The sequence below is a fragment of the Micromonospora sp. NPDC005979 genome (assembly GCF_040614415.1).
In the GTDB taxonomy this organism is placed as follows: domain Bacteria; phylum Actinomycetota; class Actinomycetes; order Mycobacteriales; family Micromonosporaceae; genus Micromonospora.
Genome location: NZ_JBEXUR010000008.1, coordinates 290204 through 307135, shown reverse-complemented (window position 1 = coordinate 307135; position 16932 = coordinate 290204). Strand labels below are relative to the sequence as shown.

Annotated in this window: 23 protein-coding genes; 21 read left to right on the top strand and 2 right to left on the bottom strand. The window is 69.7% G+C overall.

All coding sequences use genetic code 11. From position 1 onward, the window contains the following. Nucleotides 1–7: 7 nt before the first annotated feature. The 18 genes from rpsH (at nt 8) to truA (ending at nt 11632) form a co-directional block, all read left to right on the top strand. The gene (rpsH, locus tag ABZ272_RS16395) at nt 8–415 is read left to right on the top strand and encodes a 30S ribosomal protein S8 (RefSeq protein WP_007465270.1); all 408 of its coding nucleotides are present in this window, start codon (nt 8–10) and stop codon (nt 413–415) included. Nucleotides 416–431: 16 nt separating this feature from the next. After that, the gene (rplF, locus tag ABZ272_RS16390) at nt 432–974 is read left to right on the top strand and encodes a 50S ribosomal protein L6 (protein ID WP_355050757.1); all 543 of its coding nucleotides are present in this window, start codon (nt 432–434) and stop codon (nt 972–974) included. Continuing rightward, on the top strand, nt 971–1360 hold the full coding sequence (gene rplR, locus ABZ272_RS16385; protein ID WP_110563093.1) for a 50S ribosomal protein L18: 390 nt from the start codon (nt 971–973) through the stop codon (nt 1358–1360). The genes rplF and rplR overlap by 4 nt, the downstream gene beginning before the upstream one ends. Before the next feature lie 33 nt (nt 1361–1393). Next, nucleotides 1394–2008, top strand: a complete 615-nt coding sequence (gene rpsE, locus ABZ272_RS16380) for a 30S ribosomal protein S5 (protein ID WP_007465263.1) — start codon at nt 1394–1396, stop codon at nt 2006–2008. After that, nucleotides 2008–2190 carry a 50S ribosomal protein L30 gene (gene rpmD / locus ABZ272_RS16375; RefSeq protein WP_030329904.1) on the top strand — a complete coding sequence of 61 codons (183 nt, stop codon included), beginning with the start codon at nt 2008–2010 and terminating at the stop codon, nt 2188–2190. The genes rpsE and rpmD overlap by 1 nt, the downstream gene beginning before the upstream one ends. Then, nucleotides 2190–2633 (top strand): 50S ribosomal protein L15, encoded by a 444-nt coding sequence (rplO, locus tag ABZ272_RS16370; protein WP_355050756.1) that lies wholly within the window; start codon nt 2190–2192, stop codon nt 2631–2633. Before rpmD ends, rplO begins: the two co-directional genes overlap by 1 nt. A 232-nt stretch (nt 2634–2865) precedes the next feature. After that, nucleotides 2866–4194, top strand: a complete 1329-nt coding sequence (secY, locus tag ABZ272_RS16365) for a preprotein translocase subunit SecY (RefSeq protein ID WP_355050755.1) — start codon at nt 2866–2868, stop codon at nt 4192–4194. Further along, nucleotides 4195–4848 carry an adenylate kinase gene (locus tag ABZ272_RS16360; protein WP_088950228.1) on the top strand — a complete coding sequence of 218 codons (654 nt, stop codon included), beginning with the start codon at nt 4195–4197 and terminating at the stop codon, nt 4846–4848. 88 nt (nt 4849–4936) lie between these two features. Beyond that, complete coding sequence (map, locus tag ABZ272_RS16355; RefSeq protein ID WP_355050754.1) at nt 4937–5788, top strand: type I methionyl aminopeptidase; 852 nt, start codon at nt 4937–4939, stop codon at nt 5786–5788. A gap of 199 nt (nt 5789–5987) precedes the next feature. Then, the gene (locus ABZ272_RS16350) at nt 5988–6554 is read left to right on the top strand and encodes a DUF1707 domain-containing protein (RefSeq protein ID WP_355050753.1); all 567 of its coding nucleotides are present in this window, start codon (nt 5988–5990) and stop codon (nt 6552–6554) included. Nucleotides 6555–6876: 322 nt separating this feature from the next. Then, nucleotides 6877–7098, top strand: a complete 222-nt coding sequence (gene infA, locus ABZ272_RS16345; protein ID WP_007073013.1) for a translation initiation factor IF-1 — start codon at nt 6877–6879, stop codon at nt 7096–7098. 91 nt (nt 7099–7189) lie between these two features. Beyond that, nucleotides 7190–7303 carry a 50S ribosomal protein L36 gene (rpmJ, locus tag ABZ272_RS16340; protein WP_012184307.1) on the top strand — a complete coding sequence of 38 codons (114 nt, stop codon included), beginning with the start codon at nt 7190–7192 and terminating at the stop codon, nt 7301–7303. A 266-nt stretch (nt 7304–7569) separates the two neighbouring features. Beyond that, nucleotides 7570–7950 carry a 30S ribosomal protein S13 gene (gene rpsM / locus ABZ272_RS16335; RefSeq protein WP_007465236.1) on the top strand — a complete coding sequence of 127 codons (381 nt, stop codon included), beginning with the start codon at nt 7570–7572 and terminating at the stop codon, nt 7948–7950. Between the two features lie 17 nt (nt 7951–7967). Then, on the top strand, nt 7968–8375 hold the full coding sequence (gene rpsK / locus ABZ272_RS16330) for a 30S ribosomal protein S11 (protein WP_030329919.1): 408 nt from the start codon (nt 7968–7970) through the stop codon (nt 8373–8375). A gap of 13 nt (nt 8376–8388) precedes the next feature. Further along, nucleotides 8389–9015, top strand: coding sequence for a 30S ribosomal protein S4 (gene rpsD / locus ABZ272_RS16325; RefSeq protein WP_007465229.1), 627 nt, complete (start codon nt 8389–8391; stop codon nt 9013–9015). A gap of 98 nt (nt 9016–9113) precedes the next feature. Further along, on the top strand, nt 9114–10136 hold the full coding sequence (locus ABZ272_RS16320) for a DNA-directed RNA polymerase subunit alpha (protein WP_007465227.1): 1023 nt from the start codon (nt 9114–9116) through the stop codon (nt 10134–10136). Between the two features lie 34 nt (nt 10137–10170). Beyond that, entirely contained in the window at nt 10171–10731 is a 561-nt protein-coding gene (gene rplQ / locus ABZ272_RS16315; RefSeq protein ID WP_355050752.1) for a 50S ribosomal protein L17, read from the top strand. A 70-nt stretch (nt 10732–10801) separates the two neighbouring features. Beyond that, nucleotides 10802–11632: a tRNA pseudouridine(38-40) synthase TruA gene (gene truA, locus ABZ272_RS16310; protein WP_355050751.1), complete on the top strand. Its 831-nt coding sequence runs from the start codon at nt 10802–10804 to the stop codon at nt 11630–11632. A 73-nt stretch (nt 11633–11705) separates the two neighbouring features. On the opposite strand, the gene ABZ272_RS16305 is transcribed toward truA, so the two are convergent. Then, nucleotides 11706–12746 carry a hypothetical protein gene (locus ABZ272_RS16305; protein ID WP_355050750.1) on the bottom strand — a complete coding sequence of 347 codons (1041 nt, stop codon included), beginning with the start codon at nt 12744–12746 and terminating at the stop codon, nt 11706–11708. A 103-nt stretch (nt 12747–12849) separates the two neighbouring features. Here ABZ272_RS16305 and ABZ272_RS16300 point away from each other — a divergent pair, with 103 nt between their 5' ends. The 3 genes from ABZ272_RS16300 to ABZ272_RS16290 all read left to right on the top strand — a co-directional run bounded on the left by ABZ272_RS16300 (nt 12850) and on the right by ABZ272_RS16290 (nt 16206). Next, nucleotides 12850–13455, top strand: coding sequence for a methyltransferase (locus ABZ272_RS16300; protein WP_355050749.1), 606 nt, complete (start codon nt 12850–12852; stop codon nt 13453–13455). 41 nt (nt 13456–13496) lie between these two features. Next, nucleotides 13497–15176, top strand: coding sequence for an ATP-binding cassette domain-containing protein (locus ABZ272_RS16295; RefSeq protein ID WP_355050748.1), 1680 nt, complete (start codon nt 13497–13499; stop codon nt 15174–15176). Nucleotides 15177–15261: 85 nt separating this feature from the next. Beyond that, nucleotides 15262–16206, top strand: coding sequence for an aldo/keto reductase (locus tag ABZ272_RS16290; RefSeq protein ID WP_355050791.1), 945 nt, complete (start codon nt 15262–15264; stop codon nt 16204–16206). Between the two features lie 192 nt (nt 16207–16398). Here the strand turns inward: ABZ272_RS16290 and ABZ272_RS16285 are convergent, their stop codons facing one another. Then, entirely contained in the window at nt 16399–16932 is a 534-nt protein-coding gene (locus ABZ272_RS16285) for a hypothetical protein (protein ID WP_355050747.1), read from the bottom strand.

Below are 16932 nucleotides of genomic sequence, written 5' to 3'. Positions count from 1 at the left end.
GAAATCCATGACGATGACCGACCCGATCGCAGACATGCTCACGCGTCTGCGTAACGCCAACCAGGCGTACCACGATCAGGTGAAGATGCCCTACTCCAAGATCAAGGCGAACATCGCCGAGGTCCTGAAGGCCGAGGGTTACATCGCCACCTGGTCGGTCGAGGAGCCCGAGGAGGGTGCCGTCGGCAAGCGACTGGTCGTCGAGCTCAAGTACGGCCAGAACCGCGAGCGGAGCCTGGCCGGCATCAAGCGCGTGTCCAAGCCCGGTCTCCGGGTGTACGCCAAGTCGGACGGGCTCCCGCGGGTGCTCGGTGGGCTGGGCGTGGCGATCATTTCGACGTCCCAGGGACTGCTGACCGACCGGCAGGCCCGCAAGCGGAGTGTTGGCGGGGAAGTCCTCGCCTTCGTCTGGTAACGGGAGACTGGTAGAAATGTCGCGAATTGGACGTAAGTCGATCCCGGTGCCATCCGGCGTCGACATCACGATCGACGGGCAGACCGTCAAGGTCAAGGGCCCGAAGGGCGAGCTCCAGCACACCATCGCGGAGCCGATCACGATCGAGCGCGCGGAGGACGGGCAGCTGAACGTCAGCCGCCCGAACGACGAGCGCAAGGCCAAGGAACTGCACGGCCTGAGCCGTACCCTGGTCGCCAACATGATCGTCGGCGTGACCGAGGGTTACCGTAAGAGCCTGGAGATCGCGGGCACCGGTTACCGGGTCACCGCCAAGGGTTCGGACCTCGAGTTCGCGCTCGGGTTCTCGCACCCGGTGGTCGTCCCCGCCCCGGCGGGCATCACCTTCACGGTGGAGCGGCCGACCCTGTTCCACGTGGCCGGCATCGACAAGCAGCAGGTCGGTGAGGTCGCCGCCAACATCCGGAAGATCCGTCCGCCGGAGCCCTACAAGGGCAAGGGCGTGAAGTACCAGGGCGAGGTCATCCGCCGCAAGGCCGGAAAGGCAGGTAAGAAGTGAGCGCCACGCTGCTCAAGCGCCGCCGCGGCGTCGCCGCCAAGCGCGCCGTTGGGCGTGCGCGTCGGCACTTCCGCGTCCGCAAGAACGTCAGCGGTACGGCCGAGCGTCCGCGCCTGGTCGTCACCCGTTCGCTGCGGCACATGGTCGCCCAGATCGTCGACGACACCAAGGGCCACACCCTGGCGTCGGCGTCGACCCTGGACGCCTCGCTGCGCGGTACGGAGGGCGACAAGAGCGCCCTCGCCGGCAAGGTGGGCGCCCTGCTCGCCGAGCGGGCCAAGGCCGCCGGCGTCTCCAAGGTCGTCTTCGACCGCGGTGGCAACCGGTACGCGGGGCGGGTCGCCGCGCTTGCCGACGCCGCCCGCGAAGCCGGGCTCGAGTTCTAACAACCCCGTCACGAGAGATAAGGAAGGCTGCTGATGCCAGGTCAACAGCGCCGTGGCGGCGGGTCCGGTGGCAACGAGGGTGGTCGCCGCGACAACCGCCGTGAGGGCGGCCGCGGAAACGCGCCCGTCGAGAAGACCCCGCACCTTGAGCGGGTCGTCGCGATCAACCGCGTCGCCAAGGTCGTGAAGGGTGGTCGTCGCTTCAGCTTCACCGCCCTGGTGATCGTGGGCGACGGCGACGGCACGGTCGGCGTGGGCTACGGAAAGGCCAAGGAGGTGCCCGCGGCGATCGCCAAGGGTGTCGAGGAGGCCAAGAAGCACTTCTTCAAGGTCCCGCGGATCGGTCAGTCGATCCCGCACCCGGTGACGGGTGAGGACGCCGCTGGCGTCGTGCTGCTCAAGCCGGCCTCGGCCGGTACGGGTGTCATCGCCGGTGGTCCGGTGCGTGCCGTGCTGGAGTGCGCCGGTATCCACGACGTGCTCTCCAAGAGCCTCGGTTCGTCGAACCCGATCAACATCGTGCACGCCACCGTGGCGGCCCTGAAGGGGCTCGAGTCCCCCGAGCAGGTCGCGGCGCGTCGTGGTCTGCCGGTGGAGGACGTCGCGCCGGCCGCCATGCTGGCGTCGCGGGCGGGGGTGGCGCGCTGATGGCACGCCTGAAGGTCACCCAGCTCCGGTCCGGTATCGGGACCAAGCAGAACCAGCGTGACTCGCTGCGTTCGCTCGGTCTCAAGCGGATCAACGACGTGGTGGTCAAGGAGGACCGGCCCGAGATCCGCGGCATGATCTTCACGGTCAACCACCTCGTGAAGGTCGAGGAGGTCGAGTAATGACGATCAAGGTGCACCACCTGCGCCCGGCGCCCGGTTCCAAGACCGCGAAGACCCGTGTGGGTCGCGGTGAGGGTTCCAAGGGCAAGACCGCCGGTCGCGGTACCAAGGGCTCCAAGGCCCGCAAGAACATCTCGGCGGCGTTCGAGGGTGGGCAGATGCCCATCCACATGCGCCTGCCGAAGATGAAGGGCTTCAAGAACAGGTTCAAGGTGGTCTTCCAGGTGGTCAACCTGGACCGGCTCGCCGAGCTGTTCCCGAACGGCGGCCAGGTCGGCCCGATCGAGCTGGTCGAGGCCGGCGCGGTCCGCAAGGGCCAGCCGGTCAAGGTCCTCGGCACCGGGGATCTCGGCGGGGTGGCGCTCCAGGTGTCGGCGCACGCGTTCAGCGCGTCGGCCAAGGAGAAGATCGCCGCCGCCGGTGGCTCTGTCACCGAGCTGTAAGGCGTACGACCTCGGCGCCCGTCCAGTTGCGAGCAACTGGCGGGCGCCTAGGTCTGCCTGGGGCCTAAGCGCCCGGTAATATCGGAATCGGTTTATGTAGCCGGGCACACCTGCCCGGAGTGGGACAGGGCTGTTAGAGTCCCATCCCAGCCATGGATTCCGGGCACTCGCCCGGGATTCACCCCGACCCGCCAGGGATCACCGGCGGCCCGCCTCGCGCAGGAGGAAGAAGTTGCTGTCCGCCTTTCTCAGTGCGTTCCGTACGCCTGACCTGCGCAAGAAGCTGCTGTTCACAGTAGGCATCATCGCGGTCTACCGGCTGGGTGCCACGCTGCCCAGCCCCGGCGTCTCGTACGGCAACGTGCAGAAGTGCCTCGACTCCATCTCGGGCGACACGACGGGCCCGCTGAATCTGCTCAACCTCTTCTCCGGCGGAGCGCTGCTCCAGCTCTCGGTCTTCGCGCTGGGCATCATGCCCTACATCACGGCGTCGATCATCCTGCAGCTGCTGACCGTCGTGATCCCGCGCCTCGAGCAGCTCCGCAAGGAGGGCCAGGCCGGCCAGGCGAAGATCACGCAGTACACCCGCTACCTGACCCTGGGTCTGGGTGTCCTGCAGGCATCGGCGTTCGTCGCCCTGGCCCGCTCCGGGCAGCTGTTCCAGAACCGCTGCGACCAGTTCCCGATCATCCCCGAGGGCACCGGCATCCCGGACTGGCTGACGCTGTCCATCCTGGTGATCACCATGACCGCCGGCACCGGCATGGTCATGTGGCTCGGCGAGCTGATCACGGACCGCGGCGTGGGTAACGGCATGTCCGTCCTGATCTTCACCTCGATCGCGGCCCGCCTGCCCAGCGAGGGCTGGCAGATCAAGACCAGCAAGGGCTGGGACATGTTCGCCCTGGTCATCGCGCTGGTCCTGGTGGTCATCACCGCGGTTACCTTCATCGAGCAGGCGCAGCGCCGGATTCCGGTGCAGTACGCCAAGCGGATGATCGGCCGGCGCATGTACGGCGGCACCTCGACCTACATCCCGCTCAAGGTCAACCAGGCGGGTGTGATCCCGGTCATCTTCGGCTCGTCGCTGCTCTACCTGCCGCAGCTGGCTCTCCAGTTCTTCGACCAGAACGACCCGGGCAAGGTCCAGGCCTGGATCCAGAACAACCTGGTCGCCCCGGACAGCCCGATCTACATCACGGTCTACTTCCTGTTGATCATTTTCTTCACGTACTTCTACGTGTCGATCACGTTCAACCCGACCGAGGTCGCGGACAACATGAAGAAGTACGGCGGGTTCGTGCCGGGCATCCGTCCGGGCAAGCCGACCGCCGACTACCTGGACTTCATCCTCAGCCGGATCACCCTGCCGGGCGCGCTCTACCTGGGCGTCATCTCGATCCTGCCGAACTTCTTCTTCATCTGGCTGGACAACCAGCAGTACCAGAACTTCCCGTTCGGTGGCACCGCTGTGCTCATCATGGTCGGCGTCGGTCTGGAGACCGTGAAGCAGATCGAGAGCCAACTCATGCAGCGGAACTACGAAGGGTTCCTGCGGTAGATGAGACTCGTTCTGGTTGGCCCGCCGGGCGCGGGCAAAGGCACGCAGGCCGAGTTCATCGCCGCGCACCTGTCGGTGCCCAAGATCTCGACCGGGGACATCTTCCGGTCGAACGTCACCCAGGGCACGCCACTGGGCGTCGAGGCGAAGCGCTACATGGACGCGGGCGAGCTGGTTCCGGACGAGGTCACCATCAACATGGTCCGGGATCGGCTCGCCGAGCCCGACGCCAGCGAGGGCTTCCTCCTCGACGGCTTCCCGCGGACCACTCCGCAGGCGGCCGCTCTGGACAAGCTCCTCGCCGACCTGGGCACCGCCCTGGACCTGGTCCTGGAGCTGGTGGTCGACGACGACGAGGTGATCCGGCGGCTCTCCGGCCGGCGTACCTGCCGGGGCTGCGGCAAGATCTGGCACGTCGAGTTCGACGCCACCACCCGTCCGGGTATCTGTGACCGGTGCGGCGCCGAGCTGTTCCAGCGCGACGACGACAAGCCGGAGACCATCGCCACCCGCCTGCGGGAGTACAGCGAGAAGACGGCCCCCCTGGTCGACTACTACGGCGCCCAGGGCAAGCTCGTCGGGATCGACGCCACCGGCCCGGTGGAGGACGTCACGACCCGGGCCATCGACGCGCTGCGGTCGTACGGCGGCTGAGGCCCGGCCGCACCGCGGCGGATAGAGTGCGAACAGCGGGGTACGCGAGACGTGCCCCGCTGTTTCGGCAACGAAAGGTAACCGCTCCATGCGTCGTCCCCAGCTGGACATCCAGCTGAAGACCCCTGACCAGATCGAGAAGATGCGCGCGGCCGGACTCGTGGTCGCCGAGGCGCTCCGCCGGATGCGCGAGGCTGTGGCGCCCGGTGTGAGCACCGCCGATCTGGACGCGATCGCCGAGTCGACGATCCGCGAGGCGGGCGCCGTCCCGTCGTTCAAGGGTTACCACGGCTTCCCGGCGTCCATCTGCTCCTCGGTGAACGAGCAGATCGTGCACGCCATCCCATCGCCGAACCAGGTGCTCGCCGAGGGCGATCTCATCTCGATCGACTGCGGTGCCGTGTTGAACGGGTGGCACGGCGACTCGGCGATCACCGTCGGGGTCGGCGAGGTCGATCCGGCGCTGCTGAAGATGGCTGAGGTGGCCGAGGACGCCATGTGGGCCGGCATCGCCGCCGCGGCCCGTGGAGCGGCCAGCGGCAAGGGCCGGCTCACCGACATCTCGCACGCCGTGGAGACCGCGGTCCGCAAGGGCGGCCGATACGGCATCGTCGACGGCTACGGCGGGCACGGCATCGGCACCGAGATGCACCAGGACCCGCACGTGCTCAACCACGGCCGGCCGGGCAAGGGTCCGCGTCTGGTCCCGGGCATGGCGCTGGCGATCGAGCCGATGATCACGATGGCCTCGCCCCGTACGGTCGAGCTGGCCGACGGTTGGACGGTCGTCACCCGGGACGGGTCGATCGCGGCGCACGTCGAGCACTCGATGGCGCTCCTGCCCGACGGCGTCTGGGTGCTCACCGCCTTCGACGGGGGCCGGGCTCGACTCGGCGACCTCGTGACGGCCCGCCAGCCCGCCGCCTCCACCGCCTCCTGACGGTCCCGCCGAGCCGGCCGGTCAGGCGGGGCCGGCCGAGTGGGTCGGGTGGGCCGCGTCGTGGCGGTTGATCGAATCGGGTTCCGGAAGGTCGCCCCGCCCCACGGCCATGGACACCCGATTTGCCCTGATGTCGAGTCGATCAAGGGCAGGGCGTCCGGGCGGGACGGATTGGCGGGGCGGTGGCATGCTTGCCGGCATGGACGGGCGCGACGGGATGCGAGCGGCGGACGCGGACCGGGAAGCGGTGGCCGAACGGCTGCGGGCCGCCCTCAACGAGGGTCGGTTGGACCTGCACGAGTACGACGAGCGGTTGCAGCGGGCCTACGCTGCGCGGACGTACGCCGAACTGGACCCGTTGCTGTCGGACCTGCCGCCGATGTCGCCTCCGGCGCAGCCGGCCCTGCGGGCGCCCAGCACGGTGGCCCAACCGTCCACCGGCCGACTCGCCCCGTTCGCGCCCGGCGACACCAGTCGTTGGCTGGGCGACGTGTGGTTCCCGTACCTGAAGGTGCTCGCCATCGTGGTGACCATCTGGGGCGTGACCTCGCTGCTGAGTCAGGAGCTGCTCTACTTCTGGCCGGCCTGGGTGGCCGGGCCGTGGGGTGTGGTGCTGGTGCTTCGGACGGTGGGTGGGCTGGCCGCGGGAGAGCCCCGGCGGCAGGCGATCGAGCGGGAGCGTCGTCGCCAGCGCAAGCGCGCCAAGCGAGAGCGCAAACGCCAGCTCCGCTCCACCGAACCAGACAAAACCCCACCCCCCACCTGACTAACCCACCCCCACCTACCTGACCCACCCACCCGCCCAGGTCCCCGTCGATCATGAAGTTGTTGCCCTCGGAACCGACGTGTCGTGGCGATAACTTCATGATCAATCGGAGGTTGCGGGTCGGGGTGGGTGGGTGGTTTGGCGGTGGGCGGCAGGCCGGCGTACACTTTCTGATCGGCGCACAGCGTCCACTCCGGCATGCCCACCCTGCGCTTCGGTGGGTCCCGGAGCCGCGGCTGGCGCGGTCTTCTGATTCTGGTCAGATTTCCGTGTAAGACGTTGTGGGTCGCCCGGAGCAATCGACGTCAGGACAGCGGAGGACATGCCGAAAAAAGACGGAGCCATTGAGATCGAGGGTCGGGTCATCGAGCCCCTGCCGAACGCCATGTTCCGCGTGGAGCTCGCGAACGGCCACAAGGTGTTGGCTCACATCAGCGGCAAGATGCGGCAGCACTACATCCGCATCCTGCCGGAGGACCGGGTCGTCGTCGAACTCTCGCCGTACGACCTGACCCGCGGGCGCATCGTCTACCGCTACAAGTAGTCCTGACGGCGGCCGGGAAGTCCCGTGTCCGTCTTCGACGTCCGGTCTCGCGCATGGCGCGTTGCCGGGCCAGATGGGAAGTAAGGCAACCGTGAAGGTCAAGCCGAGCGTCAAGAGGATCTGCAACAAGTGCCGGGTTATCCGCCGGCACGGCCGGGTCATGGTCATCTGCACCGACCCGCGCCACAAGCAGCGCCAGGGCTGACTCAGCCCGTCCGGCCGAACACGGCCGGGTGGTGTTGGTCCGGGCAGTTCCTCAGCGACACACACATCACACATGCTCGTCCCAGCCGCGAGCGGTACGCGAGGCGTACTCCTTTCGTGGCTGACCCCCGGTCGGAGGCCGGGGCCCGCTTGGGCAGCGACCGATCCCGGTCGCCGGCGCTGATGGCGTCGGAAAGACGGGACGGCCGGTAGCGGGGTGAGACGGGTCCACACCTCCGCCACACATCACGAGGAGTACGCCCGCACATGGCACGTCTAGTCGGCGTGGATCTCCCCCGCGAGAAGCGGATGGAGATCGCGCTCACCTACATCTTCGGGGTCGGTCGAACCCGCGCCCTGGAGACGCTCGCCGCCACCGGCATCTCGCCGGACAAGCGCGCTCGGGACCTCACGGACGAGGAGCTCGTGCAGCTCCGCGACCACATCGAGGGCAACTACAAGGTTGAAGGCGACCTGCGCCGCGAGGTCGCCGCTGACATCCGCCGCAAGGTTGAGATCGGCTGCTACGCCGGCATCCGGCACCGCCGGGGCCTGCCCGTGCGTGGCCAGCGGACCAAGACCAACGCGCGGACCCGCAAGGGCCCGAAGCGGACCGTCGCCGGCAAGAAGAAGCCCGGCAAGAAGTAATAGGAGCGCACAGACTTATGCCACCGAAGGCTCGTGCCGGAGCCGCTGTCAAGAAGGTCCGGCGCAAGGAACGCAAGAACGTCGCCCACGGGCAGGCGCACATCAAGAGCACCTTCAACAACACCATCGTGTCCATCACGGACCCGACCGGTGCGGTCATCTCCTGGGCCTCCGCGGGCCAGGTGGGCTTCAAGGGCTCCCGCAAGTCGACTCCGTTCGCCGCGCAGCTGGCCGCCGAGGCCGCCGCTCGTCGCGCCATGGAGCACGGCATGCGCAAGGTCGACGTGTTCGTCAAGGGCCCCGGCTCCGGCCGGGAGACCGCTATCCGTTCGCTGCAGGCCGTGGGCCTCGAGGTCGGCCAGATCGCCGACGTCACCCCGCAGCCGCACAACGGGTGCCGTCCGCCTAAGCGTCGTCGGGTCTGAGAGGTAGAGAGAGATGGCTCGTTACACCGGTGCTGACTGCCGCCGTTGCCGGCGGGAGAAGATGAAGCTGTTCCTCAAGGGCAGCAAGTGCGATGGTCCGAAGTGCCCGTTCGAGTCCCGGCCGTTCCCGCCCGGGCAGCACGGCCGCGGCCGCACCAAGGAGACGGAGTACCTGCTCCAGCTCCGCGAGAAGCAGAAGGCCCGCCGCGTGTACGGCGTGCTGGAGAAGCAGTTCCGTGGCTACTACGAGGAAGCCGTCGGCAAGCAGGCCAAGACCGGTGAGGTCCTCCTGCAGATCCTCGAGTCGCGGCTGGACAACGTCGTTTATCGGGCCGGCTACGCCCACTCGCGGGACATGGCCCGCCAGCTGGTCAAGCACGGTCACTTCACGGTGAACGGCAAGAAGGTCGACATCCCGTCGTACCGCGTCAAGGAGCACGACATCATCGAGGTCCGGGGCAAGAGCAAGGAGCTCACCCCCTTCGTGGTGGCGCAGGCTCAGGCCGGTTCGAAGACGGTTCCGGCGTGGCTCGAGGCCATTCCGAGCCAGATGAAGGTGCTCGTGCACTCCCTCCCGGCCCGGCAGGTCATCGACACGCAGGTCCAGGAGCAGCTGATCGTCGAGCTCTACTCCAAGTAGTCCGAGCTCGTTCGGTGGTCCGCCCTTCGGGGCGGGCCACCGGAACAGTTTGTGTCGTGGGCGTCAAATAGCGGGCGCCCCGGAAGAGAAGAGAAAAGATGCTCATCAGCCAGCGACCCTCCCTCTCCGAGGAGTCGATCAACGAGACCCGGTCGCGGTTCGCCATCGAGCCGCTCGAGCCGGGCTTCGGCTACACCCTGGGCAACTCGCTGCGGCGCACGCTGCTGTCGTCGATCCCGGGTGCGGCGGTCACCTCGATCAAGATCGACGGCGTGCTGCACGAGTTCACCACGATCCCCGGTGTCAAGGAGGACGTGGTCGAGCTCGTCATGAACATCAAGGAGCTGTGCGTCAGCTCCGAGCACGACGAGCCGGTCAGCATGTACCTGCGCAAGCAGGGCCCGGGCGACGTGACGGCGGGCGACATCCAGCCCCCGGCCGGCGTCTCGGTGCACAACCCGGACCTCAAGCTCGCGACCCTGAACGGCAAGGGCCGGCTCGACATGGAGCTGACCGTCGAGCGGGGCCGGGGCTACGTGACGGCCGCCCAGAACAAGCAGTCCGGCGCCGAGATCGGCCGGATCCCGGTCGACTCGATCTACTCGCCGGTGCTGAAGGTGACCTACCGCGTCGAGGCGACCCGCGTCGAGCAGCGCACCGACTTCGACCGGCTCATCATCGACGTCGAGACCAAGCCGTCGATGGGCCCGCGCACCGCGCTGGCCTCCGCCGGCTCGACGCTGGTGGAGCTGTTCGGTCTGGCTCGTGAGCTGGACGAGACGGCTGAGGGCATCGACATCGGGCCGTCCCCGCAGGACGCCCAGCTGGCGGCGGACCTCGCTCTGCCGATCGAGGAGCTGGACCTGACCGTCCGCTCCTACAACTGCCTCAAGCGCGAGGGCATCAACTCCGTTGGTGAGCTCATCGGGCGTACCGAGGCCGACCTCCTCGACATCCGCAACTTCGGTCAGAAGTCGATCGACGAGGTCAAGATGAAGCTCGCCGGGATGGGTCTCGGGCTGAAGGACTCGGCTCCGAACTTCGACCCGGCGCACGTCGTGGACACCTTCGGCGAGGCCGACTACGACACCGACGACTACCGCGAGACCGAGCAGCTCTAGTCCGCGCTGCCGCCACAACTGAGGAGCACCAAAAATGCCCACGCCCACCAAGGGCCCCCGCCTCGGCGGCAGCCCCTCGCACGAGCGGCTGATGCTCGCCAACCTGGCGACCGCGCTGTTCCAGCACGGCAAGATCCAGACCACCGAGACGAAGGCCCGGCGGCTGCGCCCGCTGGCCGAGCAGCTCATCACCAAGGCCAAGCGCGGTGACCTCGCCTCGCGGCGTCGGGTGCTGGGTGTCGTCAAGGACAAGGACGTCGTCTACGCCCTGTTCGACCAGATCGCGCCCCGGTACTCCAACCGCCCCGGCGGTTACACCCGGATCGTGAAGACCGGTCCGCGCAAGGGTGACAACGCGCCGATGGCGATCATCGAGCTGGTGGAGGAGCTTCAGGTCGCCGAGCCGAAGGTGAACAAGAAGACCGCCGCCCGCAAGGCCGCGCAGCAGGACAAGGTCGAGGCGCTCGCCCCGGCGGAGGACGCTCCGAAGTCGGCCGACGCCGACCAGGACTCCGAGGCGCCGGTGTCGGCCTCTGGCGACACCGCCGAGGCGCGCGAGGACAGCGACCTCGCCACCGAGGAGAACAAGGCCTGACCTCGGGCATCAGTGCGGGCCCGGCACCCCTTTCGGGGTGTCGGGCCCGACCCGTAACAGGAGGTACGAGGTGGACGAGCGGATCCGGCTGCGGCTGGACGTCTCGTACGACGGCGCGGGTTTCTCCGGGTGGGCGCCCCAGCCGACGCGGCGGACCGTCGCCGGGGTGCTCGTCGAGACCCTGGTCCTGGTCCTGGGCGCGGGTACGGCGACCGGCCTGACCGTCGCGGGTCGGACCGACGCCGGGGTGCACGCCTCCGGGCAGGTCTGTCACCTGGACCTACCCGTCGAGGTGTGGCGGGAGCACGAGGGGCGGCTGCTGCGCCGGCTGGCCCGGCTGCTCCCCACCGACGTGCGGGTACGGGCGATGACGGAGGTGCCCACCGACTTCGACGCCCGCTTCTCGGCCACCTACCGGCGTTACGAGTACCGGGTGACCGACGCGCCGTACGGGGCGGAGCCGCTGCGCCGGCACGAGGTGTTGGCCTGGCCGCGACCGCTGGACCTGGCCGCCCTGAACGCCGCGGCCCAGGGGCTGGTGGGCGAGCACGACTTCGCCGCGTACTGCCGACGCAAGGAGAACGCGACGACGCTGCGCGAGGTGACCCGGTTGGACTGGCGGCGGGACCCGGACGGCATCCTGGTCGCCACCGTGCAGGCGGACGCGTTCTGTCAGGCGATGGTGCGCAGCCTCGTGGGGGCGATGCTCGCGGCCGGCGACGGCCGCCGGCCGGTGCGGTGGCCGGGTAGCCTGCTGAACCGGCAGGAGCGGTCCAGCGAGGTGACGGTGGCGCCGGCGCACGGGCTGACCCTGGTCGCGGTCGGCTACCCGGACGATCCGGCGGATTACGCGCGCCGTGCCGACCTGACGCGCCGGCTGCGCGTGCCGGTCGAGGGCTGACGGGCGGACCCGGTACGGACGACGACGGGTGTGCCACCTGTTCGGCGGCACACCCGTCGGACGCGGTCGCGGGTCAGTCGCCGTCCTCGTTGGGGCTCTGGCTGCCGCTGCCCCCGGTGGACGCCCCGGTTGGCTGCCCGGCAGTGCCGATGTCGGCCCGCCGTTGGAGGACGCCCTTGCTGAGGTGCGCCTCGAGCATGTCGAACAGGACTTCCCGGATCTTGGTGTCGCCGGACTTGACCGCCGTTCCGTCGGCACGGACCACCAGCGCGTACGCCAGGTAGTGGCCGCGGACCTGCCAGCCCACCCGGGCCGGGGCGCTGGTCAGCGCATCGGTGTCGTCGCCGGCGGTGAGCCCCTGGAACCGACCCTGCCGTTCGTCGAGGATCTGCCGGATCCGGTCCCGGGCCCGCTCGGCGTTGGCCCTGTCGGTCAGGTTGAACAGGCCGGTGGTGACCAGGTGCTCGCCGCCGGGGCTCCGCAGGGTGGCCCGGACGACCTGGTTGCAGCCGAGCCGCACCAGCAGGTCCGCGACCTCGTCCGTGGCGGCGACGGCGCAACTGCCGCTGGACTGGGTCTTGAGCACCTGGTAGGCGGGCTGGCCTGCGGCGAGCTTCAGCTCCTTGTCGGGGAAGAGTTCCTTCGCGGTGAGCGGCACCTGGTCGGTGTCCCGCGAGTCGAGATCCTGCTGCTGCTGGACGCTGGCGGACGGCGCGGCGTTCGGCTGGTACGTCGGGGTGGACTGTGGTGTCGCGTCGCGATCCAGCAGCAGCGCGGCGGCGCCCAGGCCGCAGAGCGCGAGCAGGACGAGGACGGCCGCGCCGCCGATCACCACCTGCCAGAGCCGCCCACCGCCGCGCCGTGCGGACGGCTCCACCGGCTGGGCCGAGGTGTAGACCTGGCTGCGGGGAGCCGCCACCGGCGCGGTGACGCGGGGGGCCGGCGGTGGCTGGTTCGACGGCAGCACCAACTGGTTGGGCCGGGGCAGCGACGGCGCGGGGAAACGCGACGGCGACGGGCCAGCCGGTGGAGGGGGACCGGCGCCAAGCACGTCCAGGTCGGACCCGTCGGGGTCCTCGAATGCGTCCTCTTCGGACTGGTACCGATACACCATGTCGCCCAGAGTAGGAGTCATTGTCCCTTTAGGGGGTAATATCGGGGAAATGTGGGTGTGGGCAGTGTCGTGAGCCGCCCGAGCCGATGCGAGAATTGCCGACGTGACCGGCGACCACTACTTCACCGCGCAGCCCGCCAGCGACGCACCGGCGCGCGAGGTCGAATTCTCCGTCGCCGACCGCGACTACCGACTCGCCTCGGCCGGCGGTGTCTTCTCCGCCAGTCGCCTCGACCCCGGCACCGCGGTACTCCTGCGCAAGGCCGACCTGCCCGCCGCCGACACCACAGGTGACCTGCTCGACCTCGGCTGCGGGTTCGGACCCATCGCGTGCGTCCTGGCCGACCTCGCGCCGACGAGCACCGTCTGGGCCGTCGACGTGAACTCCCGCGCCCGCGACCTCACCGCCGCCAACGCGGCGAGGATCGGCGCCGGTGACCGGGTCCGGGTGAGCGCGCCGGACGACGTGCCGGCGGAGGTGACCTTCGCCCAGCTCTGGTCCAACCCGCCCATCCGCGTCGGCAAGGACGAGCTGCACGAGCTGCTGCGGCGCTGGCTGCCACGGCTCGCCCCGGACGGCGTCGGCTGGTTGGTCGTCGCCCGGCACCTGGGTGGCGACTCGCTGCACCGCTGGCTCGTCGAACAGGGCTGGCAGGTCGAGCGGCACGCCAGCCAGAAGGGCTTCCGGGTGCTGCGGGTCACCCGGTAATTGGATGTCCCTACCGGTCCCGGGTGGGGCAGGATCCCGGCGTGGGATACGTGGACGTGGCAGCGGTCGGGCACACCCTGCCCGACGGTCGGGAACTCTTCGCCGACGTGTCGTTCCGGGTCGGTGAGGGCGCCAAGGTCGCCCTGGTCGGGCCGAACGGCGCCGGCAAGACGACACTGCTGAGGATGGTCGCCGGTGACCTTCCGGTACGCGCGGGCAGCATCGCGCGGGCCGGCGGGCTGGGCGTGATGCGGCAGTTCATCGGCATGATCGGCGACGAGACGACGCTCGCCGACCTGGCCCTGTCGCTGGCCCCGCCGGCGCTGCGCGACGCCGGCCGCCGGCTCGGCGAGACCGAGGCGGCGATGCGGGCGGCCGAGACCCACGGCAAGTTCAGCAACGCCGCGGGCAAGGCACAGTTGGCGTACGCGGACGCGCTCGGCGCCTGGGGCGAGATCGGCGGGTACGACGCCGAGGTGCTCTTCGACACCGTCGCCACCATCGTGCTCGACCAGCCGTGGGACGCAGTACGCGATCGACCGGTACGTACGCTCTCGGGCGGGCAGCAGAAGCGGTTCGCCCTGGAGTTGCTGCTGCGCGGCCCGGACGAGGTGCTGCTGCTCGACGAGCCGGACAACTTCCTCGACGTGCCCGGCAAGCGCTGGCTGGAGGCGCGACTGCGGGAGTCGACGAAGTCGGTGCTCTACGTCTCGCACGACCGTGAGCTGCTGGCGCAGAGCGCGGACCGGGTGGTCGCCGTCGAGGGCGGCAGCGCCTGGGTGCACCCGGGTGGTTTCGCCAGTTGGCATGAGGCCCGGGTGGCCCGGCACGCCCGCCTCGACGAGCTGCGTCGACGCTGGGACGAGGAACACCAGAAGCTGCGCGAGCTGATGCTGATGTACAAGCAGAAGGCCGCGTACAACGACGGGTTGGCGTCGCGGTACCAGGCCGCGCAGACCCGGTTGCGCAAGTTCGAGGAGGCCGGGCCGCCGCCCGTACCCCCGAAGGACCAGGACATCCGGATGCGGCTGACCGGCGGGCGGACCGGCAAGCGCGCGGTCGTCTGCGACCAGCTCGAGCTGGACGGCCTGACCTTCCCCTTCGACCTGGAGATCTGGTACGGCGACCGGCTGGCGGTCCTCGGCGCCAACGGCACTGGCAAGTCGCACTTCCTGCGGCTGCTGGCGCGCGGCGGCACCGATCCCGACCCGGCGAACGGGCCGGTCGACGGCGCGGGCGCGCTCGCGCCCGTGGTGCACGACGGCGTGGCCCGGCTCGGCGCGCGGGTCCGCCCCGGGCACTTCTCCCAGACGCACGACCGACCGGAGCTGATGGGAAAGACGCTTGTCGAGATCCTGTGGCGGGGCGACGAGCACCGCCAGGGGATGGACCGGCACGCGGCGATGGGGGTGCTCAGCCGGTACGAGCTGGCCGGGCAGGGTGACCAGCGCTTCGGCACCCTCTCCGGAGGGCAGCAGGCGCGGTTCCTGGTGCTCCTGCTGGAGCTGTCCGGAGCGACCCTGCTGCTGCTCGACGAACCCACCGACAACCTCGACCTGGCCAGCGCGGAAGCCCTCGAGGCGGGTCTGAACGCGTTCGAGGGGACGGTGGTGGCCGTCACGCACGACCGGTGGTTCACCCGCTCCTTCGACCGGTTCGTGCTGTTCCGGGGCGACAACGAGGTGGTGGAGACCCCGGAGCCGGTCTGGGACGTCGGCTGATGTCGAAGGAAGGGCCCCTTACTAACGCTATGCGTTAGTAAGGGGCCCTTCCTTCGTTCGGCATAGGGTGGATCTCGTGACTGAGATGACCTATCGCCGGCTGGGCGACTCCGGGCTCGTGGTGTCCGTCGTCGGAATCGGCTGCAACAACTTCGGCCGCAAGCTGGACCTCGACGGCACGCGAGCGGTGGTGGACGCCGCCCTGGACGCCGGGATCAACCTGTTCGACACCGCCGACATCTACGGCGAGCCGCAGGGTGGCTCGGAGGAGCTGCTCGGGCAGGCGCTCAAGGGTCGCCGCGACGACGTGGTGGTGGCCACCAAGTTCGGTATGGACATGCACGGCCTCAACGGGCCGGACTTCGGGGCCCGTGGCGCACGCCGGTACATCGCCCGCGCGGTCGAGGCGTCGCTGCGCCGGCTCGGCACCGACCACATCGACCTGTACCAGATGCACGAGCCCGACCCGGGTACGCCGATCGACGAGACCCTCGCCGCGCTGGACGACCTCGTCCGTGACGGCAAGGTGCGCTACCTGGGCAACTCCAACTTCGCCGGCTGGCAGATCGCCGACGCGGACTGGGTCGCGTCGTCAAACGGCCGGGCCCGCTTCATCAGCGCGCAGAACCACTACAGCCTGCTGGAGCGCTCGGTCCAGGCCGAGGTGATCCCGGCGTGTGAGCGGTTCGGCCTCGGCATGCTGCCGTTCTTCCCGCTCGCCAACGGCCTGCTCACCGGCAAGTACAAGCGCAGCGAGCAGCCTCCGGCCGGCAGCCGGCTCTCCGGCGGCGGCCGGTACGCCGACCGGCTCGCGGCGGCCGACTGGGACACCATCGAGGCCATCGAGGCGTACGCGAACGAGCGGGGTCTGAGCATGCTCCAGGTGGCGATCGGCGGCCTGGCCGCCCAGCCCGCGGTGACGTCGGTGATCGCCGGCGCCACCAGCGCCGAGCAGGTGCACGCCAACGCCGCCGCCGGCACCTGGGAGCCCACCGACGAGGACCTGACCGCCCTGCGCGACATTCTCTGAGCCGGACACGTGCCGGTTCCGTTGCTCGACGGCGCGCGCCGCGCTTGATCCACTCGCGTTCCTTGAAGTAGGGGTGACCTGTTGTGCGGGACACCCCGACTTCGGGGAAGCCGAGTCGATCACGAGCCGGTCAGACGGCGACGGGCCGGGCCGCTCACAGCGGCCCGGCCCGGTTGGTGAAACGCCTGTCGGTCAGGTGGTGGTGCGGCGGCGGCCGAACAGCATGGCCACCCCCATCGCCACGGCGACGACGAACAGGCCGGCCGCCGCGTACGGCCACCAGCCCGCGCCGCCCGCGCCGTCAGCCGTTTTGGTCACCGCGACCGGCTGCGGCGGGGGCGGAGACTGCGCGGCACGGGCCTGCACCGTTGCGGTGGCCTCACCCGGCAGCGGGGCGGGGGAGTTCACCTTGACCTTCCAGGTGCCGGCGGTGAGCACCGGGCCGCTGCTGTAGAAGCCCTGCCCCTCGGGCTGCGGCTCCAACTGCACCGGCCCGATTTTCTGCCCGTCCGGGCCGGTGGCGGTGAGGACCAGTCGCACCACCCGGTCCAGCCGACGCCCATCGGGGTAGGTGGCCTGGATGGTGACCCCTTCGGCGCCGTCGCCGGCCACCACGAGTTTGAGCTTGTCGGCCTGAGCGGCCTGAGCGGCCGCCGGGGCAGCGGCGAACACTGTCAGGGCCAGTCCGACGAGGACGGCGGCGACCGCCGTGCGGATACGCGTCAC